The following is a 24,733-nucleotide window of genomic DNA, read 5'->3' on the forward strand; positions in this document are numbered from 1 at the left end:
GTCTTTCGTGAACACGAAACTGCGCATAGCCGCTGCCACCGCGACCGCCGCTATCGCTCTGGGTGTGGCGGCTCCGCTCGCGTCGGCGTCCGAGGCCGCCCGTACGCCGACTGTCGCCGCGGTGCAGGCCCAGGCCGTCAAGGACGCCGGTGCGGTCAACGCCTTCACCGTCGTCACCTCCGGCCGCGTGGACGCCCCTCCGGCCGGTGTGACGGCCAAGGGCCAGATCAACGATGACCTGCGCGAACTCGCCAAGGACATCGTGGACTACCTGAAGAAGAAGGCGAAGGCGGACTACAACAAGGCGAAGGCGGCGGCGAAGAAGGGCTACGCCGCGTTCGTGAAGTGGGTGAAGTCCCTCAAGCCGAACAACCCCGTCCGGATCATCCTGGAGATCGGCGGGAAGAAGCTGATCGACGTCGTGATCACCTTCCTGCGCTGAACCAGCGCAGGCGGTAGCCGGGGATGAGGGGACTCGTGATGGAGCCTGCGATGTGGCGTGTGGTGTGCGTGCTGGGCGCCGCGCTGGCTGGGCTGGCCGTCTCCGTCGTCCTCTTGCCCGACCGTACCGAGCGCAGGACGGGGCGCACGCGCAAGCCGCGACGTGATCGGTCTGCGTCCTCTGACTGAACGGTGCCCGGGGATCACCCCCCTCCAGCCTTGGTCAGGCTCATCGGCCCTCGTCTTTGCCCGCGCACTGCAGGGCCGGGCCGGGCACTGTTCACCCCCTGCGGCTCTCCACCGTGTCCCCCGTGCATGGTGGAGAGCCGCTTTTGTGTCCTCCCAGCGTGCCAAGTTGTCTCGTAGCGCATCAGGGCGAGGACCAAGACGACGCAGAACGTCGGCGACGCGTGAACTCCGCTGCCCGCGTCCGCCTGATGCGCGAGGAGTTCAGGACTGGTCTTGATCAGCCGCGCCTGGGAGCACGACTCCCGGCACTCCAAGATCTGGCAACGCCGGCTCCGTGCGTGGCGGGATGCCGAGCGCCGCCACGCACCGGGTGTCGATGATCTGGTTGAAGTGCTTCATCCGCCGTGTCGATGCTGTCGAGATACGCGCTTCACGGGTCCGTGCCCAGAACGAGCGGCCGATCTCGCCCGCGAAGATCTCGTCGCACATCGACGCCAGCCAGTGGTCCGTGAGGTCGCCGAGTTCGAACCACATCTCCCAGTGCGACACCACCAGGTTGACGTACATGTGCTGCCGCCGGAGGAGGACGGTCCGGGAGGCGTCGGGGCCGCCCCAGCAGTCGAGGTACTCGGGGTTCTCGATGGCCAGCCTGCTGAACTCCATATGCATGGTACGGGTGTTCTGCACCCGGGCAGCCTTGGCTTCACGGGCCTGAAGTACCAGCGAAACCACCACGCCGACGACGGCCAAGCCGGAGAGGAGCGCGGACACGGCCCCGTATGCCTGGGCGATGTTGCCAATCCGCTCCCAGTTCTCCCCGTTGCCGTCCAGTGCGGGAAGAGCGAGGGGAGATACAACGACAAGGCCCATCGAGCACGTGACGGCGAGCAAGGACAGCGCCAGTGTCGCTGCACGCGAGCGGTACCGGAGTCAGGCTCGCCGGCCGAGAGGCGGGGGCTGTGGTGCGGGTTCGCGGTCAGGCCGCAGTGCTCGCGGTCTTCGGCCGGGAGGCGTTCACCTGGCCCATGGCCCGGTCGATCGTGATCTCGATGACCACGCGCTCCGGATCCGGAGCCGGCATTCGCCCGTACCGGTCCGCGTGGCGGGCCACGGCGTTGTCGACCGCTGATGCGTCGGTCAGCACTTCGGCAGTGCCTTCCAGGGTGGCCCAACGGCCTCCCTCGACCTGGCAGACGGCCGCGCGGGCTTCGCCGGGGCGGAACGTCTGGATATTGGCGACTTTCTTGCTTGATTTGCGAGTGATAATTCGGGCGACTCTCGCGTCGACATCAAGAGTCACACCGACGGGCACTGCATGCGGGCTTCCGTCGGGACGAAGAGTGGTCAGCGTGCACAGGTCGTACTCACTCCAGAACTCTTAGTACTCAGGCGTCGGGCTGAATATGTCGCTAGAGGTTGTCCCGTATGGGGTGTGAGTTATCGGATGAGGGCCATGTTGTGCAGCCGGGCGATGCCGAGCATGGCCTGGTGAACTCCGTCGCCCTTGAGTCGGCAGTCTCGCAGGATCTTCCAGTTCTTCAGCCGCGACAAGGCGTGTTCGACCCGTGCACGGGCCCGGCGATGGACGGCGTTCTCTGCTTCCTGCTGTGGGCTGAGGCGGCTCTGACCTCGTCGTTTGCGGTGCGGGATGAGGAGACCGGTGCCTTGGTAGCCGCCATCGGCGATGGTCGGGGCTCCGCGGCAAGCCCGGTCGACGCCGGACTCCGTGAAGGCCCGGCAGTCGTTGCGGCTGCCGGGCAGCGGGAGGCCGATGGCCACGACCAGGCGGCTGTTGGCGTCGATGACAACCTGCAGGTTGGTCGAGTACCGGTAGTTCTTGCTCGAGGACGCGATGGTGCGGTCACGGGTGGGCACCAGGGTGCCGTCGACGATGTAGACGGTGTCCTTGCGTGGCCGGCGGGCCGGGGAGACCGCCAGCAGCGGTGCGAGGTGGTCGAGGATCCTGTCAGCCGCGGACTTCGAGACTCCGAACAACGGCGCCACCTGCCGCAACGTGAGGTTCGTGCGCCAGTACGTCGCGCAACACCCGATCTTCAAGCGACAGCCGCCACGGCCGGCCACGCTGAACATCGCCACCGCGACGCCGTACGAGTGCCACCAGCCTGGCGAACTGCACCTCGGTCAGACCCGCAAACGGCTCGATCCACTTCGGATCACCGGCCTCCACGCCCAGAGGTGCCGAGACTATGCGGCTTTGGTATTCATATGCCCGCATTAGGTTCTGGAGGAATATCTCAGACTGGTAACAGAACTGTGCGCCGACCATGTGCGTGCGACCAAAATGACCATAAGTGAATCAGCAGTTCAGGGCCATGATCCCAACCTCGGAATGGGGGGTTTAGCGCGTTTTATTGGGACCGCTGAGGCTGGCGTGCGCCCTTCGGTCGGTGCTGGTCTACGGCGTCCGTGATCACTTTCAGAGCGCCGTCTCGGGACCCGAACATCGTTGACCCGTGGTGGCCGCCCCCGGCTCCGAGCATGAGGCCCGATCGGCCGGTACGAAGGGATTGCCCAATGTCTCCGGGAGAAAGTCGTCGCGGCGCTCCGGAATCTCCGGTACCTGCGCAGGAGCGAGCGAGCCGCCGGCGGTTGGGGCGGTGGCGTCGCGCGGAGAGGCGGACCGTGGAGCGTGACCTCCACTGCCGACTGCGGCAAGAGCTGCGCGACCTCGGCATTCACCCGCCTCTGGACCTGGAGGAGCTGGTACGGGCGTACAGCCCGACTCGTCTGCCCCTCCGGGCACTTGACAAGCATAATTGCAGGTCATGGGTCATTTTTCGTGGAGCGGTGGGCCTCGTCTCACCCCGTTCCGCACCGGCTCGAACCGGACCTCACGGCAGCGAAAGTAGCCAGCGAGGTAGCCACGCCTCGTAGGGGCTATCGCGGGGCCTGAGGCCTCCGACGTCTGCCGGTCCCTGGACCGAGCCTCGGCGCTGCCTCCGGGGCCGGGGCGGCCTCGGTCCGGGGAAACAGGAGGCGCCGCGCCTCCGCGAGATTCGCCGCGAAGCCGTGCGGCTCCCACATGTGCCCGTTCCACCGCTGGATCGCCCGCGGAGCGCCGGGGTTCAGATGTGATCCCCTCGGACCGTCACCGCTCAGGAGAGGTACGGCGCGGAGCTGCCCGATCCTCGCGTCACGGCGCTCGGCCCACTGGGACAGGGGTTCATCGTCCATTCCTCGGAGGGTAGTGGCTCAGGAGAGCCGGTGTTCCCAGCGCAGTGACGGGCTCTGGTCGATCCAGTACCGGTGGGACGCGGTCGTCGCGCGAAGGCGAATGGCGTCGATGTCCGGTTCCCCGGCGTTCTGCCAGGCGACAAGGGACCGCTCGACAACTGTCACACCTCCGCGCTCACGGGACGGTCCTGGCGTAACTGCTTCCCCCGGCGGGGTGCGATGCCGCACACCCCAGGATCGGAAGGGGGATATTCCCCCACGGACGTCCAGTCGGAGCGGCCTGCGACTACAGTCGAGCGAGCGGCACTTCCGGTCCGTCAGGGGCCGCAGGGTGAGGCCGCGTCGGCCCCTGCTGCCGGCGCGTGGCATGACACCGTGGCGATGGTGGCAGGGAGGGGCAGCGCGGCCGATGCGTGAGGGAACGGGGAAGCCGATGGACTCCGGCCGAACGGGGCAGTCGGCGGCCGGCATCCTGTACCGGTTCCTCACTGTCGAGCGCGCACACCGCGAGGCTCTCGCGCCGCGGGTGGTCGCCGCCGTCGGGCGTGAGCGGCTCGACCAGATCATGGACGGTACCCGCGAACGCGTCGGCGAGATCACCGGCGTACGGGACAACCCCGACGGGCTGGTGATCGAAGGCACCAAGGGACGCGCCCTCGCCTTCGCCACCACCAGCGACGGCCATGTGCTCGATGGACTCCTGATCGCACCGGGCGCGTACCGCGCGCCGCGCCTGCGCATCCCTCTCGGGGCGCGCGCCGCCCTCGCGTGGACCGTGTGGGTGCTGCTCCTCGCCGCGCGGATCGACGCGTGCTGGCAGGCCCCCTCCCGCATCGCCTGGTGCGGCCGCCTGCTCATCGTCGCGGCCGGGTACCTGATCGTGGAGGGCTGGCGCACCCCGGCCCGGCTGCCGTGGTGGATACGCCGCGCCGTGGAGGCGGGCGCGCTCGTGGGCCTTGCCTCCGCGTGCCGACTGCCGGGACTGCCCAGGTCGGGCGGCGGGGACGCCGATCTGTTCCTGGGCGTGGCCCTGATCGCCGTCTTCGGATGCTTCCTGGTCCGGGCGCGGCGCCATCGCTGGGGGACCGCCGTGTCGCGGCCTCTCACCTTCCCTCTGCAGGGCGGGAACTGGTACATCGCACAAGGCGGCGGGCGAGGCCTGAACCATCACACGGCCTTCCCCGAGCAGCGTGGCGCCCTGGACGTGATCCAGGTCGGCCCGGGCGGTGCGCGAGCACGCGGTGCGGGCACCCGCGGAGGAAGCGAGAGCCATCTCGTGTACGGGCAGGTTCTGCACGCACCGTGCGACGGCACGGTCGTCTCCGCCGCCGGTCACATCGACGACCAGGAACCCGGCACCATCCGGTACCAACCCCCTTACGGCAACCACGTGTTCATCGACACAGGCACCGAAATCGTCAAGCTCGCCCACCTGCGCCGCGGCACCGTGACGGTGACGACGGGCGATCCCGTGCGCGCCGGGCAGGTGCTCGGTGAAGTGGGCAACTCCGGCAACAGCACGGAGCCCCACCTGCACATCCACGCCGAACGTGACGGCGTCGGGCTGGATCTGGAATTCACCGGGATCACGGGGCCACTGTGCCGGGGGCGGACCGTCCGCACGTAGGCCTCGGCCTGCTTCAGGAGCCCCCGTCGGCGGGACCGGGGGCGTCGGTGCCGCGGGGCGCCATGTGGAAGTCGAACGCCAGCGTTCCCGGGTCGAGGGCCGTCGTGCCGCCGTCGACGGTGAGCACCGCGCCATTGACGTAGGACGCCGCCGGGGAGAGCAGCCAGTCGATCGCCTCCGCGACCTCGCGCGGCTCGCCCGGCCGTCCCGGGGGCAGCGGCCTGGTCGCCTCCTCGTAGGCGGCCTCCGTCCCACCGCGCAGACCGGCCTCCTCGGCGAAGCGCGCCATGCGCCGGTCGGCCATCTCGGTCCGTACCCAGCCGGGGCACACGATGTTGGCACGTACCCCGTGACGCCCGTAGTCGACGGCCACGGAACGGCAGAGCTGGAGCAGTGCCGCCTTGGAGGTGGCGTACGGGGCGTTGCTCGCGCCGTTGCGGAGCGCGGAGACCGAAGCGACGGCGACCACCGCTCCCCTGGACTCCAGCAGATGCGGGACCGCCGCGCGCAGCAGCAGAAGGGGACCGGTGACGTTGGTGCGCATCACGTCCTCCCAGTCCCGCAACGTCAGGTCTCCCACAGCGCCACCGCGTCCGATCCCCGCGTTCAGCACCAGTCCGTCGATCCGGCCGTGCTCGGCCAGGGCCGCCCGGACGAGCCCCTCGGCCGCGTCGGGCTCACCGACATCGGACGGGTACGCCAGCGCCCCGATCTCCTCCGCGAGGCGTCGCAGGGGTTCGGGCCGGCGGCCGGAGACGACCACGTGGTGGCCTCCCTCGCGCAACAGCCGGGCCGTGGCCTCACCGATGCCCGTGGCTCCGCCGGTCACGACGACAACCCGCTTGTCCGCCAACGCAGTCGCACCCCTTCACCGAGATCATCTGGCGCATCCGACTCTAGAACCGGGGGCTCGGCCATCGGCGATTTCCGGCCAGGGACCTCGGACACGGATGGGGGAGCGGCCTTGGCGTCCTCCCCCACACCGACAGGGACCGGGGGCCCGCACGGCCTGATCACCGTGCGGGTGCCGCACCCGTTCCCTGCGTGCCCGGTGTGGTCAGGACGCGTCCAGGCCGGAGAGGTCGCTCTCCGCGAAGCCGGAGTCGTTCGTCGGCGCGCCGGCGAAGAAGCCCTGCATGAGCTCCTTCATGTCCAGCTTCGTGGCGCCGGCCGGGGCGGTGGGCCTGGTGCCCTTGCCCACCCGCAGTGTCAGACCCAGCTTCTTGACCTCGGCGGACTCGGCCAGCTTGGCGAGGTCCACGTCCACCTCGCTCAGCTCACCGTTCCTGAGCGTGAAGTCCGCCGTCACCTTGGCGTCGGGGGCGTCCTTCAGGTCCTTGGCGGTGGGCAGCTCCATGCCCGGCGGCAGGTCCTTGACCAGCGGGCGGATCTTGCCGAACAGCTCGGTGACCAGCGTGCGGAAGGGGGCCGTGGCGATGACGTGCTCGGTGCCGTCCCCGCCGCCGGCCGTCTTGAGCCGCACCTTGTGGGCGACGACCTCGCGGAGGGCCTTCACGAGCTTCTTCTGCGTCCTGGCGTCGAGGGACGGGCCGGGCGCGGGAGTGTCCTGGGAGCCCTGGCCCTCGGCGGCGGCCTCCCGCGTCTCCTTGGTGCTGAACTTCACCCACTTGCCCTCGAAGACGTTCTTGATCGCCCCGGCCTCCGGCGGCAGGTCTCCGGCGGCCGGTACGGGGCTGCCCGTCACCTTGCCGATGGTGTCGATGTCGGCACGCAGGTAGGCGTAGTCGCCGATCACCCGGTACTCGGCGAGGTCGCCGTCCGGGCTGCTGATCTTCATGGCCATGCCGACGAGGTCCTTCTCACCGGATTCGTCGATCGGCTTCTTCGACTGCACGGTGACCGTGATCTTCACGCCGCTGATCAGCTTGGCGGCGTCCTCCGGGATCTCGTCGCCGGGCGCGGGGTCGGACTTGGCGTCCAGCGCCTTCAGGGACGCGACGTCGGTGTCCAGGTCGAGCTCGAAGGAGAGCGTGTCCTTCTTGCCGAGCTTGTCGAAGGCGCGGTCGAGCTTCTTGCCGGCGGAGAGCTGCTCCACCGTTCCGCAGGCGGCGGAGCCCGCGAGCACGGCACCGACGACGGCGGTGGCGGTCAGGGTCTTGCGTATGGCGCTGATGATGGTCTCCTCGTGAGTCCGACCACGGCGTGGTCGATCACAAGACTCATCACCGGCTCAGAAGGTTGCCCCGCCCTTCCCGCCGCCCTTCCCGCGATGCCGGAACACCCGGCGGGCAGCCGGAACCCGCGCCGGGACCGGGCGTCAGGCCGGCCGGTCGAGTGGGCGGGCGCCGACCTTCCGGAGGTGGTGTTCGAAGACCTGCGGGCGTCCGGTGTCAGGGTGCGCAGTGCCACCAAGGACGTGATCGCCACGTCGCACAGTTCCGCCTGTACGTCCTCCCAGGTGTGGGTGACGCCCTTGCGCGGGTTCTGGCCGGTGGCGCCGATGACCGCCTCGGCGACCTCGCCGACCTCCTCGGACAGTTTGAGGATGCGCAGCAGGACGCCGTCCTGGCCGCCCTGGGCGCGGGTGGCCTCCAGGCGGGCCCACAGGGAGTCGACGGCGGGCCAGAGCCCGGCGGCGGAGTCTTGATCGCTCATGTCCGCAGCCTGCCATGCCCGCAAGGCGGTGCCCGGCCGTTCCCGGGCGCCGTTCACTCCTCGAACAGGGTGTCCTGTTCGTCGACCGCCTGTGCCCGGACCCGCTTGTTCCGGAGTCCGATCACCACGGCCGTCGCCGCCGCCGTCACGCCGAGCGCGGCCGGCACCATCCAGCCGCGGTTGAGGACGTGTCCCAGGGCGTGGTCGAGGGAGAGGCGGCCGGGTCCGGTGACGGCGAGGCCGGCCCCGACGAGACCCAGGCTCACCGCGTGCTCGTAGCCGCCCTCCTGGGCGAAGAAGCCGTTGGGCAGGTGGACGGCCGCCGCTCCCGCCATCGCCCCGGCCGCCGCGGCGCCCGCCGCCGGGGTCGCGAGGCCCAGCGCCAGCAGGACGCCGCCGCCCGTCTCCGCCAGGCCCGACGCCGTGGCGCTGGCCTTGCCGGGCGCGTAGCCGACGGACTCCATGAACTGGCCGGTGCCCTCCAGGCCGTGTCCGCCGAACCAGCCGAACAGCTTCTGCGTGCCGTGGGCGGCCAGTACCCCGCCGGTGCCCAGCCGGAGCAGCAGCAGGCCCAGATCACGTCGGTCGTAACAGCTCACGGTGACTCCCATGCAGACAGGCGGACAGATCCCCTCCCGCGTGTGTCAGCCTGGCACCCCCGACACCGTCCGGCCCCCGCTGGCTGCCGTTCGGGTGGCGGGCCCGGGGGAGCGGTGTGAGCCTGACGCCATGACGATTCAGCCGTCCCGGCTCAGTGATCCGGCCGTCAGGGCCTTCGTGTACGCCGTCAACTCCCACGACCTGGAGGGCTTCATGTCACTCCTGGCGCCCGGCGCGACCATGTGCGACGACGGCTCCGACCGTGACCTCGCCGAGTGGACCGACCGGGAGATCTTCTCCTCCCACGGGCACCTGGAGGTCGACAACGAGTCGGACGGCGGCCGTACCGTCCTCGCCCGCTACCGCAACGACACCTGGGGCGAGATGCGCACCAAGTGGGTCTTCACGGTCGAGGACGACGGGCGGATCTCGCGGTTCGAGACCGGGCAGGCCTGACAGGCACCCGCACGCCGAAAACGGCGCCGGTGGACCGGACTTGGCTCCGCCGGCGCGTTCCCCGGCCCCGCGCCCCACCCGTGCACCGGACCCGCGTCCGGCTCGGTGTACGGTCCCCGGGTGCGTGAAAGTTCCCGGCTCAGCCGGCGTGCCGTCCTCGGGCTGACGGCCGCCGCCCTCCCCCTCTCCACGGCCACCGGGGCCGCCGCCGCGACCGCGGTCGTCGGCGGCGGGCGGCTGGCCCGTCCAGGTGTCCAGGTGAGCGGTGCCACCGGACTGCCCAAGAAGCTCACCGCCCGCTCGTGGCTGGTCGCCGACCTCGACAGCGGGGAGGTCCTCGCCTCGTTCGGCGCGCACCGGCGCCTCCCGCCCGCGTCCACACTGAAGATGCTCTTCGCGGACACCGTGCTGAAGCGGCTGGACCCCGCCGAGCGGTACCGGGTCACCGACGCCGACCTCGCCGACGTCCCGGCCGGCTCCAGCCTCGTCGGCGTCAAGCCCGGCATCACCTACACCGTCGAGCAGTTGTGGCAGGGCGTGTTCCTGCGCTCCGGCAACGACGCCGTGCACGTCCTCTCCCACCTGAACGGCGGCATCGCCCGGACGGTCGCCCAGATGCAGGCCGGAGCCGCGGACCTCCAGGCCCTGGACACCCATGTGGTCAGCCCCGACGGCTTCGACCACAAGGGACAGCTCTCCTCGGCGTACGACCTCACGCTCTTCGCCCGCCACGGCCTGAAGGACGCCGCGTTCCGCCGTTACTGCGGCACCCGGACCGCCGACTTCCCGGCGGGCGGCAAGAAGACCTTCCAGATCCAGAACACCGACCGCCTGCTGACCGGGGCGTGGGGCCTGAAGACTTACGACGGGCTGATCGGCGTCAAGAACGGCTACACCAGCCACGCCGGCAACACCTTCACCGGTGCCGCCACCCGCGGTGGGCGCACCCTGCTGGTCACCGTGATGCACCCCGGGGCCGGCGGCAACGCCGTCTACGAGGAGACCGCCGCGCTGCTCGACTGGGGCTTCGGGCACGGGCGTTCGGCGCAGGCGGTGGGCCTGCTGGTCGCGCCGCTCAGCGAGGGCGGGGTGAAGGCGAGTCCGCCGCCCATGCGGAAGCCGGCACGTCCGGCGGCCGGCGCGCCCGGTACCGGGTCCGGGAGCGGCTCGGGGTGGGGGCTGGCGGAGGCCTCGGCCGGGACGGCCGCCCTGCTGGGCGCCGGAGCCTGGGCCCTGCGCCGACGCCGGTCACGGACGCCGGTGACCGGCGGGGGCGGCGGGGGCCGGAAGGGCAGCGAGACCCGCGAGGGCGGCGTCGCTGGCGAAGGCGGCGTGGCCCGCGAGGGCGGCCCGAGAGGCCGTCACCGGAACTGAGCGGCGCGTGCGGCCGTCACCGGAGCCGCGCGGTGTGTGCGGCGGTCGTTCCATCCATCGGTGCGTCAACTGTGCAGAGCTGGCGAAAAGTTGAGCACGCGGGCGCGGGATTGAATCGGCGTCGCGGGCTCAGCCCCGCCCGATGTACGGCATCCCGGTCGCCAGCACCGTCGCGAACTGCACGTTCGCCTCCAGCGGCAGCTCGGCCATGTGCCGCACCGTGCGCGCCACGTCGGCCACGTCCATGACCGGTTCCGGGGCCACCTCCCCGTTCGCCTGGAGCGCACCGGTCCGCATCCGTGCCGTCATGTCGGTCGCCGCGTTGCCGATGTCGATCTGCCCCACCGCGATGCGGTACGGCCGCCCGTCCAGCGACAGCGACCTGGTCAGCCCGGTCAGCGCGTGCTTCGTCGCGGTGTAGGCGACCGAGTGCGGGCGGGGCGTGTGGGCCGAGACGGAACCGTTGTTGATGATCCGGCCGCCCTGCGGGTCCTGCTCCTTCATCCGCCGGTAGGCCGCCTGCGCGCACAGGAACGCGCCGTCGAGGTTGGTGTCCACCACGTGCCGCCAGGCGTCGTACGGCAGGTCCTCCTCGACCGGGACCCCGCCGGGCCCGAAGGTCCCCGCGTTGTTGAACAGCAGGTCCACCCGTCCGAACCGCTCCACCACCGCCGCGAACAACGCGTCCACGTCCTCGGGCCGGGACACGTCGGTGCGCACGGCGAGCGCGGTGCCCTCCGGCACCAGCGCCGCCGTCTCCTCCAGCGTCCCGGCGCGACGGCCGGCGAGCGCCACCGACCAGCCGTGGCGCAGCAGCTCCACGGCGACGGCCCGTCCGATGCCGGAGCCCGCCCCGGTCACCACCGCGATCTTCGATCGTCTGTCGGTCATGGCTCCGCAGCCTAGGCGGCAAGTCCGTCATACGGAATCGGATGTCCGCCATACGGTTATCCGACGTCGGCGGCCACCTCTCGCCCCGGCTGCCGCACCCCGTATTCCCCGGGCTACGGCACCCCGGATCCCCCAGACTGCCGCGCCCCGGTCTCCCCCGGATACCGCACCCCGGTCCGCTCCCGCACCGCGTCCAGCGTGCGCATCACCGCGAGCGTGCCCTCCAGCGGCACCAGCGGCGACTCCTTCTCGCCCGCCCGCAGCGCCCGCATGACCTCCCTCGCCTCGTGCCGCATGCTGCCGCGCGGCCCGTCGGCCGGGTCCGCGGCGAACTCCTCGGGGTCACGGCCGTCCCGGTGCAGCACGAACCGGTCCGGGTGGAAGAAGCCGGACGGGACGTCGATCCGGCCGCGCGAGCCGGTGACCGAGGCGGTGGCCGCCGTAGCGCCGTCGATGGAGCAGTGCAGCGAGGCCAGCGCGCCGCTGTCCCAGGACAGCACGGCCCCCGTCTGGAGGTCCACGCCCTCCGGGGACAGCACCGCGCTCGCGGCGACGCCGTCCGGCTCACCCAGCAGCAACTGTGCGAAGGACACCGGGTACACGCCCAGGTCCAGCAGTGCCCCGCCGCCCAGCGCCGGGTCCCGCAGCCGGTGCTCCGCGGCGAAGGGCCCGGCCAGCCCGAAGTCGGCCTGCACCGTGCGCACCTCGCCGATCGCCCCGTCGTCCACCAGCGCCTTCAGCCGCCGCACCAGCGGGTCGCAGTACATCCACATCGCCTCCATCAGGAAGCGGTCGTGTTCCCGGGCCAGCGCGACGAGTTCCTCCGCCTCGCGCAGGTTCAGCGTGAAAGGCTTCTCGCACAGCACGTTCCGACCCGCCGTCAGGCACAGCCCGGCCGCCGTCCGGTGCGCGGTGTGCGGGGTGGCGACGTAGACGACGTCGACGTCCTCGTCCGCCGCCAGCGACTCCCAGTCGCCGTACGCCCGCGCCACCCCGAACCGCTCGGCGAACGCCCGCGCCGACTCGGGCCGGCGCGACGCCACCGCCACGATCTCCGCCGCCGGCCCCGCCGCGGAGCCGGCGCCCGACGTGGCCACCAGGTCCGCCGCGAACGCCGCCGCGATCCCGCCGGTCGCCAGGATCCCCCACCGCACGCCCCGCTCCGCCATCCCGGCCCCACCCTCGCTCATGTGTACCTCGGCAGTGTGTACGAGCTGAGAGCATAGGTGCCGGTCCAGTACGAGAGGGAGGGACACATGCCCGAGCACGCGGCGGCACAGACACCCGGGACGGAGTGCTCGTCCACCGCGCCGGGCCCGCCCGCCGACCGCCGGACCGGCCTGCTCGTCACCCTCGTCCTCGGCGGCCTCACCGCCACACCCCCGCTCGCCATGGACATGTACCTCCCGTCCCTGCCGGAGGTCACCCGCTCCCTGCACGCCCCCGCCGCCACCGTCCAGCTCACCCTCACCGCCTGCCTGGCCGGCATGGCGCTCGGCCAGCTAATCGTGGGTCCGATGAGCGACCGCTGGGGCCGCCGCCGCCCGCTCCTGGCCGGCCTCGCCGTCTACGTCCTCGCCACCGCCCTGTGCGCCTTCGCCCCGAACGTCGAGACCCTGGTCGCCTTCCGGCTGGTCCAGGGCCTCGCGGGCGCGGCCGGCATCGTCATCGCGCGGGCCGTCGTACGCGACCTGTACGACGGTGTGGCCATGGCCCGCTTCTTCTCCACCCTGATGCTGATCTCCGGGGTCGCCCCGATCGTGGCGCCGCTGATCGGCGGGCAGATCCTGCGGGTGACGGACTGGCAGGGCGTGTTCGCCGTCCTCACGGTCGTGGGCGTCCTGCTCGCCGTCGTCGTCCGGTGGAGGCTGCCCGAGACGCTGCCGCCCGCCGACCGCCACGGCGGCGGGATCGGCCAGGCCCTGCGCGCGATGCGCGGCCTCCTCGCCGACCTGCCCTTCACCGGCTACACGCTGGCCGGCGGCTTCGCCTTCGCCGCGCTGTTCGCCTACATATCCGCCTCGCCGTTCGTCATCCAGGAGATCTACGGCGCCTCCCCGCAGACGTTCAGCCTGCTGTTCGGCGTCAACTCGGTCGGCCTGATGATCGCGGGCCAGCTCAACGGCAAGGTGCTGGTGGGCCGGGTCAGCCTGGACAAGGTCCTCGCGACCGGCCTCGCGGTCATCGTGCTCGCCGCCACCGCCCTGCTCCTCATGGCCGCGGGCGTCTTCGGCGAGGTCGGCCTGGCGCCCGTCTCCGCCGCCCTGTTCGTCCTCATGTCGGCCATGGGCATCACCCTGCCCAACGCCCAGTCCCTCGCCCTGCTGCGCACCCGGCACGCCGCCGGCTCCGCCTCCGCACTGCTCGGCACCACCTCCTTCCTCGTCGGCGCGGTCGCCTCCCCGCTCGTCGGCGTCGCCGGCGAGCACACCGCCGTCCCCATGGCGATCGTCCAACTGGCGGGCGCGCTGGTCGCGGCGGCCTGCTTCGTGGGAATGTGCCGTCCCTGGAACACCCGTACGGCGCCGGAGGGAGAGGACAACTGAGCGCACCGAGACTGCGTACCGGCACGCCCGAGCGCGCCGGGCTCGACCCCACGGAACTCGAGCGTCTGACCGACGACGTGCACGCCCTCACCACCGGCGTCCGCCCCTGGGCGGCCGGCGCCGTCGTGCTGGCCGGACGCGGACCCGTGGTCGCCGTGGCCGAGGCCGCGGGCTGGGCGGTGCGCTACAGCGCCTACGACCCCAAGACCGACAACGCTGTCGCGCTGCCGCCCGACTCCCGGGTCCCGGCCACCGTCGACACCCCCTTCGACCTGGCCTCCCTCACCAAGCTGTTCACCTCCGTCGCCGCCGTGCAGCAGATCGAGCGCGGCACCCTCGGCATGGACGCCCGGGTCGGCGCCTACCTGCCCGAGTTCAGCGGTGCCGCCGCATACGGCGTCACCGTGCGCCAACTGCTCACCCACACCTCCGGGCTGCGCCCCGAACTCCCGCTGTACGACTGCCCGGACCAGCGCTCCCGCCTCGCCCTCCTGCGGAACACGGCCCCGACGGCGGAACCGGGCACCTACCGGTACTCCGACCTGAACATGCTCCTGCTCCAGTTCGTCCTGGAGCGCATCACCGGCCGCACCCTCGACGTCCTCGTCCACGAGGGCATCACCCGTCCGCTCGGCATGACCGCCACCGCCTTCGGGCCCTGTCCCGGCGCCGCGGCCACCGAGGACCAGCGGCGGCCCTGGGCCAAGGTGGACCGGGGCATGCTGCGCGGTGTGGTCCACGACGAGAACGCCTGGGCGCTCGGCGGGGTCGCCGGCCACGCGGGCCTCTTCTCCACCGCGCCCGACCTGGCCGTCTTCTGCCGCGCCCTGCTCGCCGGCGGCTCCTACGGCCCCGCGCGCATCCTCGGCCCCGACTTCGTGGAGCTGCTGTTCACCCCGCCCGGGCTGGGCTTCGCCCTGGACCAGCCGTGGTTCATGGGCGAGCTGTCGGGTCACGGCGCGGCGGGCCACACCGGCTTCACCGGCACCTCCCTCGTCCTGGACCCGGAGAGGGACACGTTCCTGGTGCTGCTGGCGAACACCGTCCACCCACGGCGACGGCCGGCGGACAGCGGCCCGAGGGCGGCCCTGGCGACGCGGCTGGCGCGCGCGGTGGTCTGAGCGCGGCCTCGTACAATCGGCTGGTGAACCACCCCGTATCCCCGTCCCCGGCCGAGACTCTGCGTGGGGCCCTTGCCGGGCTGCTGGCCGGGTTGCCGCCCTCGCGGGCCGCCGGAGCCGTGGAGCGGCTGATCGCCAACTACCGCGGCGACACCCCCACCCACGCGCCGATCCTCCGCGACCGCGCCGACGTCGCCGCCTACGCCGCCTACCGGATGCCGGCCACCTTCGAGGCGGTCCGCTCGGCGCTGACGGCGTTCGCCGACGCCGTGCCCGGCTGGACGCCCGCCGGACACGTGGACGTCGGCGGCGGCACCGGCGCCGCGACCTGGGCGGTCACCGCCACCTGGGACGGCACCCGCCCGGTGACCGTGCTGGACTGGGCCGAGCCCGCGCTCGCCCTCGGCCGGGAGCTGGCCGCCGCGAACCCGGCCCTCGCGGACGCCCGCTGGCAGCGCGCCCGGATCGGCGCCGACCTCGCCCTGGACGCCACCGACCTGGTCACGGTGTCGTACGTCCTCAACGAACTCGCCGCGGCCGACCGGGCCGCACTCGTCGACGCCGCCGCGCACGCCGCGCAGGCCGTCGTGATCGTCGAGGCGGGCACCCCGGCCGGCTACGAGCGGATCATCGAGGCCCGCGACCGGCTCGTCCGGGCCGGGTTCCGTGTCGCCGCGCCCTGCCCGCACAGCGCCGCCTGCCCGATCGCCCCCGGCACCGACTGGTGCCACTTCTCCGCCCGGGTGGGCCGTTCCTCCCTGCACCGCCAGGTCAAGGGCGGCTCGCTGGCGTACGAGGACGAGAAGTTCTCCTACGTCGCCGCCACCCGGCTGCCCGCCGCACCGGCCCCCGCCCGCGTGGTCCGGCGCCCGCAGATCCGCAAGGGCCAGGTGCTGCTCGACCTGTGCGAGGCCGACGAGCGGCTGAGCCGTACGACGGTCACCAAACGCCACGGCGCCCTGTACCGGGCGGCCCGGGACACCGACTGGGGCGATGCGTGGCCGCCGGACGGCTCCGGGTCGTAGTCCGCCGCCGCCCCTTGTTACGTTCGGTCCCATGGTCGACAAGTCCGCCCCCGACGCCGCCCGCCGCAGCGAGAAGTCCCGCCGGGCGATCCATGCCGCCGCCCTCGCCCTGGTCGGGGAGGTCGGCTACCCGAGGACCACCGTCGAGGCGATCGCCGCCCGCGCGGGGGTCGGCAAACAGACCATCTACCGGTGGTGGCCGTCCAAGGCGGACGTCCTGCTGGAGGCGTTCCTGGACCTCGCCGGGCAGCCGGCCCCGGGGGCGGCGGAACAGCCGTACGCGATCCCCGACACCGGTGACCTGGCCGCCGACCTCAAGGCGGTGCTCCGGGCCACGGTGGACGAGCTGCTCGACCCGCGCTTCGAGGCGCCGTCGCGTGCGCTGGCCGCGGAGGGGCTGATCAACGAGCAGCTCGGCCGCGAGTTCGTGACGAAGCTCCTCGAACCCCAGCTCCGGTTGTACGCCGACCGGCTGCGCTCGGCGCAGGACGCCGGGGCGGTCCGGGCCGACGTCGATCCGCGCATCGCCCTGGAGCTGTTCGTCTCGCCGCTGGCGCAGCGCTGGCTCCAGCGGACCGGTCCGCTCTCGTACGCGTACACGGACACGCTGGTCGAGTACGCGCTGCACGGCATCGCACCCCGCTGAGCCCCGGCCCCCGCCCCGCCGGACCGGTGTCCGGGCGGCTGAGAGGACGGCTGGTCCGGGCGGCGGAGAGGGTGGCTGGAGGGGCGGCTGTGAGGGTTGTCTCGCCCGGTTGGGCCCGAACCGTCCCCCGGGCCCCCGGGGCGGAGGGAAGATAGGAAGGGCGATGAGGCATGCTGTCCGCACACAGCGAGGCGAGGGGACAGATGAGCGCGACGTTCGGCGGCCGGACCGGTCTCCAGGGCAAACTCTCCCGGTGGCTGCCGGGGCGCCGCCCGAAGGGAGCCGCGGCCGGCGACGACGGCCGTGAGGCCCTGCTGCTCGCCGCCGCCGGGGCGGGCCTGCCGCTGGCCCCGGCCGCGCACCCCGCCCCCGGCTACCGCTGTTCCTGTGACCGCGTCGGCTGTCCCACCCCGGCCCGGCACCCGGTGTCGTTCGCCTGGCAGACCCAGTCCACCACCGAGCCCGGCCAGATCGAGCAGTGGGCCCGGCACCAGCCGCAGGCCAACTTCATCACCGCCACCGGTATGGTGCACGACGTCCTGGACGTGCCGCTGGAGGCAGGCCGCGAGGCCGTGGAGCGGCTGCTCGGCGCGGGTGTCGAGGTCGGTCCGGTCGCCGAGAGCGACGACGGCCGCATGCTGTTCTTCACCCTCACCCGCGGCACCCCCGAGGACGAGGACGAGTGGTGGCCCTGCGAGCTGGACTGCCACCCCGAGACCATGGACGAGCACCCGGGTCTGCGCTGGCACTGCCGCGGCTCCTACGTCCTCGTGCCGCCCGCCCGGCTCCCCGGTGACGACCGGCGGGTGCGCTGGGTACGGGGCCCGGAGCAGCCGCTGCCCGACCCGCTGACCCTGCTGGAGGTCCTCACCGACGCGTGCGCCCGGTACGCGGCCGAGGAGCCCGCACACCCGGCCGCGGCCTGGCCCCCGCGCCACTGATCCCGTCGGCCGGGTCCCGCGCCGGGGTCATGAGCCCTGTCCGGCCGTCAGGCCCTGGACGCGGCCCAGGATCCGCACCGGGCCGCCGGCGGGCGGGTCCAGTGCGGCCTCGCCGGCCATCGACTCCAGCGTCAGGGACTGCTTCACGTCGCCCTTGACGAGGGCCTGGACGTCCTTGCCGGGGATCGGCACGGTCGCACCCGGGTAGGCGGTCCGCTTCTCGAAGTGGTGCGTGGTGAAGAACACCAGCGCCCCGCCGTCCGCCGTGCGCAGCGCGAGCGGCGCGTAGTCGCCGCGGGTGAGCGGCTCGTCGATGAACTGGCGGACCAGGCCGGGCTTCTCGGCCGCCTTCTTGCGGTCCGCGCGCAGCACGCTGGTGTCGCGCCCGTCCGCGAACGTCCTGCCGCCGCTCTTGAGGTACGACGTGTACGACGCGCTCAACGCGTCCGGCCGGACGGCCAGTCCCGCGGAGCCTGCCGGTACGGCCTCGGCCCAGCCGTCCCCGTCCGTCCGGAACTCCGGCACGGCACCGGGCGCCATGAGCGTCAGATACGCCACCTGCCAGCGCTCACCCTGGCCGTGGCGGGTGAACACCAGCACCCAGCGGACGTCACCGCCCTTGTTGCTCCTGGCGTCGGCGACGAACCAGCGCGGCCAGCCGGCCTTCTTCGGGATCGTGTACGTGACGTCCGTCAGCGCCAGCGGGACGTGACGGGCGTTCCCGGAGGGGCTGTTGGTGTGCCCGGCCTTCAGCCGGGCGGAGTCGATGTCGGCGACGGCGCCGGTGACGTAGGGCGCGTCCAGGGAGCTGTCGTAGGCCTTGTCGGCCTTGTTGTACGCGTCCGTGAACGCGGTCAGCGCCCTGGCGGCCTCGGTACGGGTGGCGGCCGGGAGCACCACACGCTCCCCGTGCACCACCACACAGCCGCTCGCCGTCACCGACATAGCGGTCAGCGACGCCGCTATGAGTGCGTTCCGGTCACGCCTGCGAAGCCGTCGACGGCTGCGTTCCCTGGTCATCCGGCTGCTTCACCTTCCCCTTTCCGGAGGCGAACCCTACCGGGGAGAGGAACAGCGCGAGCACCGGGACCAGATACAGCGCCCACACCGTGACCTGGACGACCGTCGGGTCCGGCTGGAAGTTGAACACGCCCTTGAGCAGGGTGCCGTACCAGCTATCCGGAGGGATGGTGTCGCTGATGTCGAAGGCCAGGTGGGTCAGGCCCGGCACCCAGTCGGCCTCCTGAAGGTCGTGGAAGCCGTACGCCAGCACGCCCGCCGCGACGACGACGAGCATGCCGCCGGTCCAGGTGAAGAACTTCGCCAGGTTGATCTTCAGGGCGCCGCGGTAGAACAGCCAGCCCAGGAGGACGGCCGTGGCGAGGCCGAGGGCGACGCCGACCAGCGGGCGCGGGGTGCCGTCGGAGGCCGCGTGCACCGACGCCCACACGAACAGCGCGGTCTCCAGGCCCTCCCGGCCGACCGCGAGGAACGCGGTGGCGACGAGCGCGCCCGTACCGAGGGCGAGGGCCGCGTCCAGCCTGCCGTGCAGCTCCGACCTGAGGTGCCGGGCGGTGCGCCGCATCCAGAACACCATCCAGGTCACCAGGCCCACCGCGACGATCGACAGGGAGCCGCCGAGCGCCTCCTGCGCCTGGAACGTCAGCTCCTGGGAGCCGAACTCCAGGGCGAAGCCGAAGCCCATGGCGATGGCGATCGCGATGCCGATGCCGATCCAGATGGGCTTCAGGGCGTCCCTGCGGCCGGTCTTGACCAGGTAGGCGATCAGGATGCAGACGACGAGCGACGCCTCCAGTCCCTCGCGCAGGCCGATCAGGTAGTTGGAGAACACGGGCTACGCCTCCTTCGAGAACAGCGTGCGGCCCCACCAGTCGCCGGAGTCCCGGACGCCGGGGGGCACCGCGAAGACCGCCGAACCCACGTGCTGGATGTACTCGTTGAGCGCGTCGTGCGCCGACAGCTTGCGCTGGAGCGGGATGAAGCCCTTGCGCACGTCCCGCTGGTAGGCCAGGAAGAACAGGCCCGCGTCGAGCCGGCCGAGGCCGTCGGTGCCGTCGGTGAACGAGTAGCCCCGGCGCAGGATGGTGACCCCGTTGTTGGAGTCGGGGTGGGCGAGCCGCACGTGCGCGTCCGGCTTCATCGCCTTCAGGAACGGCTCGTCGTGCTCGTGGGCCTTGCCGACGGGGGCGCCCTCGCGCTTGTCCCGGCCGAACACGTCCTCCTGCTCCTGCAGGGAGCTGCGGTCCCAGGTCTCGATGTTCATGCGGATGCGCCGGGCGACCAGGTAGGAGCCGCCGGTCATCCAGTCCGTCCGCGCGTCCCCGTCGCCGTCGCCGACCCACACGAACTTCTTCAGCCGGTCGGTCTCGCCGCCCGCGATGTTGCGGGTGCCGTCCTTGAAGCCCATCAGGTTGCGGGGGGTCTGCGCGCCCGGGGTGGTCGAGGACGTCTTGCCGAAGCCGAGCTGCGACCAGCGGATGGCGACCTTGCCGAAGCCGATGCGGGCGAGGTTGCGGATCGCGTGCACGGCGACCTGCGGGTCGTCGGCGCACGCCTGGACGCACAGGTCGCCGCCGGTGCGGGACCGGTCCAGGTTGTCGCCGGGGAACGCGGGCAGGTCGGCCAGGGCCTCCGGGCGCCGGTCCTTCAGCCCGAACCGGTCGAAGAAGGAGGGCCCGAACCCGATGGTCAGCGTCAGCCGGGACGGCTTGAGCCCGAGTGCCTCACCGGTGTCGTCCGGCGGGGCCTCGGCGAGCCCGCCGTAGGCGCCCTCGCCGACCGGCTTGCCCGCGGTCATCCGCCGGGCCGCCGCCGTCCAGTCCTTCAGCATCTGCACGAACGCGTCGCGGTCGTCGGTCTTCACGTCGAACGCGGCGAAGTGCAGCCGGTCCTGGACCGGTGTGGCGATGCCGGCCTGGTGGGCGCCGTGGAACTCCACCGCGCCGCCGGTCTCGGCGGCCACCGGGTCCACGTCGTCGCCCGTCCTGGTCATCGCCACCGCACCGCCGGCCGCGGCGGCCCCGAGCGCGAGCCCGGCCCCGCCCCAGCCGATCAGCGCGCGACGCGACGGAGTGCTGCTCTGGGTCTCGGTCATCGCCCTGCCCCTCTGCTTACTTCACGACCGCGGCGGCGAGCTTGGACAGCGGCTCCGCGAGCGCGTTGACCGCGTCCGACAGCTCCTTGCGGCGGTCCTTGCCGACCTTCTCGTAGGAGATGAAGTCGTACCCCGTCCTGTCCGCCGGGTCCGTGCGGTAGGTGTCCAGCAGCGCGTCCAGGGTCCTGAACTGCTTGTCCAGTTCCCGGGTCAGCGCCGGGTCGTTGTGCGCGGCGACCGGCTTCAGCAGCTCGTACGCCTTCTGGGCGCCCTCGACGTTGCCCTTGAAGTCGACGAGGTCGGTGTGCGCGTAGCGGTCCTCCTCGCCGGTGACCTTGCCGGTGGCGACCTCGTCCAGCAGTTCCTTGGCGCCGTTGGCCATGGACGTCGGGGTGATCTCGGCCTTGCCGACCCGGCTCTGCCAGTCCTTCAGGTCCGTCACCAGCCGGTCGGCGAGGGCCTTCTCCTCGGCGCCGATCTTCTTGTCGTGCCAGAGGGCCTTCTCCAGCCGGTGCCAGCCGGTCCACTTCTGGCCGTCCTCCAGGCCGTCCTCGCGGACGTCGACCTTCGGGTCGATGTCGCCGAAGGACTCGGCGACCGGCTCGGTGCGCTCCCAGCCGAGGCGGGAGAGGGCGTAGGCCTTCTTCGCGCCGTCCAGGTCGCCGGCCTTGACCGCCTTCACGAACGCCTCGGTCCGCGGCAGCGTCTCGTCGGCCTGGTCCTGGGCGTACCGGCGGTACTCGGCGACCGCCGTGTCCAGCTTCGGGTCGCGCTCGGCGCTGCCGCCGCCGCCGGTGACGGTGAGCTTCTGCCGGATGCCGTGGCCCTTCATGCCGGGCCGGCAGGCGACCTCGTACGATCCGGCCTTCACCTCGGCGGTGAGCGTGTACCGGGTGCCCGGCCCGATGTTCTCCTTCTCGGAGACGATGCGGTCGTCGGGGAAGAGGATCTCGACCTCGGTCGCCTGGGAGCCCTTGTTCTCGATCTTCAGCGTCACCTGGCCGGCCGGCACGGACTTGGTGGAGGTCTCGCACCTGGAGTCGGCGGCCGTGACCCGGACGGCGTCCCCGTCCTTGGCGTCGCTCTTCGCGGTGCAGGCCGAGAGGGCGGTCAGAGCGGCCGCGGTGGCGGCGGCGGTGACGGTCAGTCGGACGGCTCGCATGCGGGCTCCCAGCGGATCTGATTGGTGAGGCTGCCCTAACTTACATGAGGCTTACCTCACTCATAACCGTGCGGGTCGTGATTCAGCTCTCATCGGAGGATCACCGCCACGGCCCGGTCTCGTCGGTCCCCATGCCCCGCCACGAGGGGGTCAACGGACGGTCATGCACCGAAGCGGGCGTGGGACGCGGCCGACGCGGATGCGGTGATTCAATCTCCCGGTGACTGCATACGACGTACTCCGGGTCTTCTGCGGGCCGTACGGCGGGTACGGCAAGGAGCTGGGTGTCGTCCGCGACGGCTCCCGGATGCCGGAGCGCGACGAGCGGCAGGCCTTCGCCGCCAAGCTCGGCTTCGGCACCACCGTGTTCGTGGACGATCCCGAGCGCGGCGTGCTCGACCTCTACACCCCTGTGCGGCGCGTGCCCTTCGCCGTGCACGCCTGCGTCGGCACGGCCTGGCTGCTCGACGTGCCGGAGCTGGTCACACCGGCCGGGGCCGTCGGGGCGCGGCTGGACGGCGAGTTCAACTGGATCGAGGCCCGCGCCGAGTGGGCGCCGCCACGCACCCTGCGCCGGTACACCGGCGCCGCCGGGGTGGACGCGCTGGGCGCCCAGGAGCCACCGGAGGCGGGCCTCTACGCCTGGGCCTGGGAGGACGAGGCGGCCGGCCGCGTGCGCGCCCGCGCCTTCCCGGGCGGCGAGGAGGGCACCGGGGAGGACGAGGCGACGGGCGCCGCCGCGCTGCTGCTCACCGACCGGCTGGGCCGGGCCCTGAACATCGCCCAGGGCGCGGGCTCCCAGCTCCTCACCGCCCCGCAGCCGCACGGCTGGACCGAGATCGGCGGACGGGTGCACCTGGAGCGCTGACCCGTGCGCGCGCGGCGTCAGGGCAGGGTCAGGATGTCCGCGCCGGTGTCCGTCACCACCAGCGTGTGCTCGAACTGCGCGGTCCGCTCGCGGTCCTTGGTCACGACCGTCCAGCCGTCGTCCCACATGTCGTACTCGTGGGTCCCCAGCGTCAGCATCGGCTCGATCGTGAAGGTCATCCCGGGCCGCATGACCGTCGTCGCGTGCGGGCTGTCGTAGTGCGGGACGATCAGGCCGGAGTGGAAGGCGGAGCTGATGCCGTGCCCGGTGAAGTCCCGGACGACGCCGTAGCCGAAGCGCTTGGCGTACGACTCGATGACCCGGCCGATGATGTTGATCTGCCGGCCGGGCCTGACGGCCTTGATCGCGCGCTCCAGGGACTCCCGCGTCCGCTCCACCAGCAGCCGTGACTCCTCGTCCACGTCACCGACCAGGTAGGTGGCGTTGTTGTCGCCGTGCACCCCGCCGATGTACGCCGTCACGTCCAGGTTGACGATGTCGCCGTCCCTGAGGACCGTCGAGTCCGGGATGCCGTGGCAGATGACCTCGTTGACCGAGGTGCACAGCGACTTGGGGAAACCGCGGTAGCCCAGCGTGGACGGGTAGGCGCCGTGGTCGCACATGTACTCGTGGGCGACCTTGTCGAGCCGGTCCGTGGTGACCCCGGGAGCGATGATCTTCGCGGCCTCCGCCATCGCCCGCGCGGCGATCCGGCCCGCGGTCCGCATGGCCTCGACGGTCTCCGGCGTCTGCACCTCCGGCCCCGTGTACGGGGCCGGCGCGGGCTTGCCGACGTACTCGGGGCGGCGGATGTTTCCGGGGACCGGACGGATGGGGGACAGCTCCCCTGGTACGAGCAGCGACTGGCCAGACATACCGGCGAGTCTATCCAGCGGACATGGGGGAACATGACGGTGGCGAGAGGAGCTGTCGATGGCCCTGTTCAAGAAGCACACCGCCGGCAAGCCGGGCGAGTGGTACTACTGCCTGGAGCACCAGAAGGTCGAGGAGGGCCCGGACTGCCCGGGCAAGGACCGCTTCGGTCCCTACGCGTCCGCCCAGGAGGCCGGGCACGCGATGGAGGCCGCCCGCGAGCGCAACCTCCAGTGGGAGAACGACCCGCGCTGGCACGACACGCCGGCGGCCGGAGACCCCCAGAACGACTGACCCGCCCCGCACCGGCCCCGCGTCGCACCCGGCCGGCCTCGGTCCCGCGCCCGCCCGGCCCCGGTTCCGCGCCCGTCCGGTCCCGCCCCGCGTCCGGACCGGCCCCGGCCCGCACCGCAGCCGGCCGGCCGGGCCGGGGTCACCAGGGGGCCGGTGGGGGTGCCGTCAACGCCTCGGCCAGCCTCGACAGACGGTCCCGGAGATGACGCCGGGCCCGCGGGCGGTCACCGGCCGCGTTCTCCCCGGCCGCCGCGCTGACCAGGTGCTGCACGCTGTCCAGGTCCAGCTCCGCCCCCTCGGGCACGGCCAGCGTGTCGTGCGCCAGCGCGGCCAGCTCGTCCCCGCCCGCGCCCAGCGCCAGCACCGTCACCCCGGCCCGCCGGGCGTCGTGCACCCGCTCCAGCAGCGGCGCGGGCTCCTCGGGCGCCACGACCAGCAGGGTGTCGCCGCGCCGCGCCGCCGCGATCCGGCCCGGCCCGACGGCCAGGTGCGCGGGATCACCCGGGCGCACGTGATGCCGTACGAGCGTCGGGGCCAGCTCCGGTGTGCCCGACCACGCGGCCTCGTCCACCAGATGCGCGGCCAGATGCCACGGCTCGTACGCCGGCGTGCCCACCAGCAGCAGCCCGCCCCCGTGCGCCACCACCGACCCGCGCAGCGCCCCCGCGAACCTGCGGGTGGCGCCCAGCCACTCGGTCCCGGCGAGCACATCCCGCAGCAACGCGACCCGTACGGCGTCCATGCGACCGCATC

General features: G+C 72.3%; 25 protein-coding genes and 3 pseudogenes. 11 read left to right on the plus strand and 17 right to left on the minus strand.

Annotated elements, in window-relative coordinates; translation table 11 throughout:
• Positions 1-7: 7 nt before the first annotated feature.
• Positions 8-442, plus strand: a complete 435-nt coding sequence (locus D9753_RS25140; RefSeq protein ID WP_121789056.1) for a hypothetical protein — start codon at positions 8-10, stop codon at positions 440-442.
• 449 nt (positions 443-891) lie between these two features.
• Here D9753_RS25140 and D9753_RS25145 read toward each other — a convergent pair whose 3' ends face one another.
• The 5 genes and pseudogenes from D9753_RS25145 to D9753_RS25170 form a co-directional block, all read right to left on the minus strand.
• Positions 892-1,521 (minus strand): DUF6082 family protein, encoded by a 630-nt coding sequence (locus D9753_RS25145; protein ID WP_121789057.1) that lies wholly within the window; start codon positions 1,519-1,521, stop codon positions 892-894.
• Positions 1,522-1,606: 85 nt separating this feature from the next.
• Positions 1,607-1,996 (minus strand): annotated as a pseudogene (locus tag D9753_RS25150) (pyridoxamine 5'-phosphate oxidase family protein); the annotation flags it as partial.
• Positions 1,997-2,067: 71 nt separating this feature from the next.
• Positions 2,068-2,866 (minus strand): annotated as a pseudogene (locus tag D9753_RS25155) (transposase).
• Positions 2,867-3,528: 662 nt separating this feature from the next.
• Positions 3,529-3,825: a DUF6087 family protein gene (locus tag D9753_RS38205; protein ID WP_121789059.1), complete on the minus strand. Its 297-nt coding sequence runs from the start codon at positions 3,823-3,825 to the stop codon at positions 3,529-3,531.
• A gap of 18 nt (positions 3,826-3,843) precedes the next feature.
• Complete coding sequence (locus D9753_RS25170) at positions 3,844-3,990, minus strand: hypothetical protein (RefSeq protein ID WP_240468283.1); 147 nt, start codon at positions 3,988-3,990, stop codon at positions 3,844-3,846.
• A gap of 268 nt (positions 3,991-4,258) precedes the next feature.
• Between D9753_RS25170 and D9753_RS25175 the strand changes: the two genes are divergently transcribed.
• Positions 4,259-5,452, plus strand: a complete 1,194-nt coding sequence (locus D9753_RS25175) for a M23 family metallopeptidase (RefSeq protein WP_240468284.1) — start codon at positions 4,259-4,261, stop codon at positions 5,450-5,452.
• 13 nt (positions 5,453-5,465) lie between these two features.
• On the opposite strand, the gene D9753_RS25180 is transcribed toward D9753_RS25175, so the two are convergent.
• From D9753_RS25180 to D9753_RS25195, 4 genes and pseudogenes are all read right to left on the minus strand, one after another.
• Positions 5,466-6,305, minus strand: coding sequence for an SDR family NAD(P)-dependent oxidoreductase (locus tag D9753_RS25180; protein ID WP_121789060.1), 840 nt, complete (start codon positions 6,303-6,305; stop codon positions 5,466-5,468).
• Between the two features lie 204 nt (positions 6,306-6,509).
• Positions 6,510-7,508 (minus strand): hypothetical protein, encoded by a 999-nt coding sequence (locus D9753_RS25185; RefSeq protein ID WP_121789061.1) that lies wholly within the window; start codon positions 7,506-7,508, stop codon positions 6,510-6,512.
• A 222-nt stretch (positions 7,509-7,730) separates the two neighbouring features.
• Positions 7,731-8,068: pseudogene (locus D9753_RS25190) on the minus strand (MazG-like family protein).
• 53 nt (positions 8,069-8,121) lie between these two features.
• Entirely contained in the window at positions 8,122-8,667 is a 546-nt protein-coding gene (locus D9753_RS25195) for a DoxX family protein (protein ID WP_121791275.1), read from the minus strand.
• A 130-nt stretch (positions 8,668-8,797) separates the two neighbouring features.
• Here D9753_RS25195 and D9753_RS25200 point away from each other — a divergent pair, with 130 nt between their 5' ends.
• Both D9753_RS25200 and D9753_RS25205 read left to right on the plus strand, forming a co-directional pair.
• Entirely contained in the window at positions 8,798-9,124 is a 327-nt protein-coding gene (locus D9753_RS25200; RefSeq protein WP_121789062.1) for a nuclear transport factor 2 family protein, read from the plus strand.
• Positions 9,125-9,244: 120 nt separating this feature from the next.
• The gene (locus tag D9753_RS25205) at positions 9,245-10,498 is read left to right on the plus strand and encodes a D-alanyl-D-alanine carboxypeptidase family protein (RefSeq protein ID WP_205614253.1); all 1,254 of its coding nucleotides are present in this window, start codon (positions 9,245-9,247) and stop codon (positions 10,496-10,498) included.
• Between the two features lie 129 nt (positions 10,499-10,627).
• Here D9753_RS25205 and D9753_RS25210 read toward each other — a convergent pair whose 3' ends face one another.
• Together D9753_RS25210 and D9753_RS25215 are read right to left on the minus strand one after the other, a co-directional pair.
• The gene (locus D9753_RS25210) at positions 10,628-11,389 is read right to left on the minus strand and encodes an SDR family oxidoreductase (protein ID WP_121789064.1); all 762 of its coding nucleotides are present in this window, start codon (positions 11,387-11,389) and stop codon (positions 10,628-10,630) included.
• A gap of 113 nt (positions 11,390-11,502) precedes the next feature.
• Positions 11,503-12,558: a Gfo/Idh/MocA family protein gene (locus D9753_RS25215; RefSeq protein WP_205614423.1), complete on the minus strand. Its 1,056-nt coding sequence runs from the start codon at positions 12,556-12,558 to the stop codon at positions 11,503-11,505.
• 87 nt (positions 12,559-12,645) lie between these two features.
• Here D9753_RS25215 and D9753_RS25220 point away from each other — a divergent pair, with 87 nt between their 5' ends.
• The 5 genes from D9753_RS25220 to D9753_RS25240 all read left to right on the plus strand — a co-directional run bounded on the left by D9753_RS25220 (position 12,646) and on the right by D9753_RS25240 (position 17,668).
• Complete coding sequence (locus D9753_RS25220) at positions 12,646-13,935, plus strand: multidrug effflux MFS transporter (protein WP_121789065.1); 1,290 nt, start codon at positions 12,646-12,648, stop codon at positions 13,933-13,935.
• Positions 13,887-15,056 carry a serine hydrolase domain-containing protein gene (locus tag D9753_RS25225; protein ID WP_205614254.1) on the plus strand — a complete coding sequence of 390 codons (1,170 nt, stop codon included), beginning with the start codon at positions 13,887-13,889 and terminating at the stop codon, positions 15,054-15,056. Before D9753_RS25220 ends, D9753_RS25225 begins: the two co-directional genes overlap by 49 nt.
• Before the next feature lie 23 nt (positions 15,057-15,079).
• Positions 15,080-16,081 (plus strand): small ribosomal subunit Rsm22 family protein, encoded by a 1,002-nt coding sequence (locus tag D9753_RS25230; protein WP_121789066.1) that lies wholly within the window; start codon positions 15,080-15,082, stop codon positions 16,079-16,081.
• 31 nt (positions 16,082-16,112) lie between these two features.
• On the plus strand, positions 16,113-16,727 hold the full coding sequence (locus D9753_RS25235) for a TetR/AcrR family transcriptional regulator (RefSeq protein ID WP_121789067.1): 615 nt from the start codon (positions 16,113-16,115) through the stop codon (positions 16,725-16,727).
• Between the two features lie 203 nt (positions 16,728-16,930).
• Positions 16,931-17,668 (plus strand): bifunctional DNA primase/polymerase, encoded by a 738-nt coding sequence (locus tag D9753_RS25240; RefSeq protein ID WP_121791278.1) that lies wholly within the window; start codon positions 16,931-16,933, stop codon positions 17,666-17,668.
• A 27-nt stretch (positions 17,669-17,695) separates the two neighbouring features.
• On the opposite strand, the gene D9753_RS25245 is transcribed toward D9753_RS25240, so the two are convergent.
• Genes D9753_RS25245 through efeO form a run of 4 tightly spaced genes read right to left on the minus strand, consistent with a single transcriptional unit; the run spans position 17,696 to position 21,945 of the window.
• Positions 17,696-18,688 carry a hypothetical protein gene (locus D9753_RS25245; RefSeq protein ID WP_121789068.1) on the minus strand — a complete coding sequence of 331 codons (993 nt, stop codon included), beginning with the start codon at positions 18,686-18,688 and terminating at the stop codon, positions 17,696-17,698.
• Complete coding sequence (gene efeU, locus D9753_RS25250) at positions 18,648-19,520, minus strand: iron uptake transporter permease EfeU (protein ID WP_121789069.1); 873 nt, start codon at positions 19,518-19,520, stop codon at positions 18,648-18,650. Before efeU ends, D9753_RS25245 begins: the two co-directional genes overlap by 41 nt.
• A gap of 3 nt (positions 19,521-19,523) precedes the next feature.
• Positions 19,524-20,783, minus strand: coding sequence for an iron uptake transporter deferrochelatase/peroxidase subunit (gene efeB, locus D9753_RS25255; RefSeq protein WP_121789070.1), 1,260 nt, complete (start codon positions 20,781-20,783; stop codon positions 19,524-19,526).
• Between the two features lie 16 nt (positions 20,784-20,799).
• On the minus strand, positions 20,800-21,945 hold the full coding sequence (efeO, locus tag D9753_RS25260; protein ID WP_121789071.1) for an iron uptake system protein EfeO: 1,146 nt from the start codon (positions 21,943-21,945) through the stop codon (positions 20,800-20,802).
• A 220-nt stretch (positions 21,946-22,165) separates the two neighbouring features.
• Here efeO and D9753_RS25265 point away from each other — a divergent pair, with 220 nt between their 5' ends.
• The gene (locus D9753_RS25265; protein WP_121789072.1) at positions 22,166-22,813 is read left to right on the plus strand and encodes a PhzF family phenazine biosynthesis protein; all 648 of its coding nucleotides are present in this window, start codon (positions 22,166-22,168) and stop codon (positions 22,811-22,813) included.
• 17 nt (positions 22,814-22,830) lie between these two features.
• Here D9753_RS25265 and map read toward each other — a convergent pair whose 3' ends face one another.
• Positions 22,831-23,688, minus strand: a complete 858-nt coding sequence (gene map, locus D9753_RS25270) for a type I methionyl aminopeptidase (RefSeq protein ID WP_121789073.1) — start codon at positions 23,686-23,688, stop codon at positions 22,831-22,833.
• Positions 23,689-23,746: 58 nt separating this feature from the next.
• Here map and D9753_RS25275 point away from each other — a divergent pair, with 58 nt between their 5' ends.
• Positions 23,747-23,980, plus strand: a complete 234-nt coding sequence (locus tag D9753_RS25275; RefSeq protein WP_121789074.1) for a hypothetical protein — start codon at positions 23,747-23,749, stop codon at positions 23,978-23,980.
• A gap of 139 nt (positions 23,981-24,119) precedes the next feature.
• Here the strand turns inward: D9753_RS25275 and D9753_RS25280 are convergent, their stop codons facing one another.
• On the minus strand, positions 24,120-24,722 hold the full coding sequence (locus tag D9753_RS25280; RefSeq protein ID WP_121789075.1) for a hypothetical protein: 603 nt from the start codon (positions 24,720-24,722) through the stop codon (positions 24,120-24,122).
• Positions 24,723-24,733: the final 11 nt, after the last annotated feature.

It is taken from the genome of Streptomyces dangxiongensis (genome assembly GCF_003675325.1).
Classification (GTDB): domain Bacteria; phylum Actinomycetota; class Actinomycetes; order Streptomycetales; family Streptomycetaceae; genus Streptomyces; species Streptomyces dangxiongensis.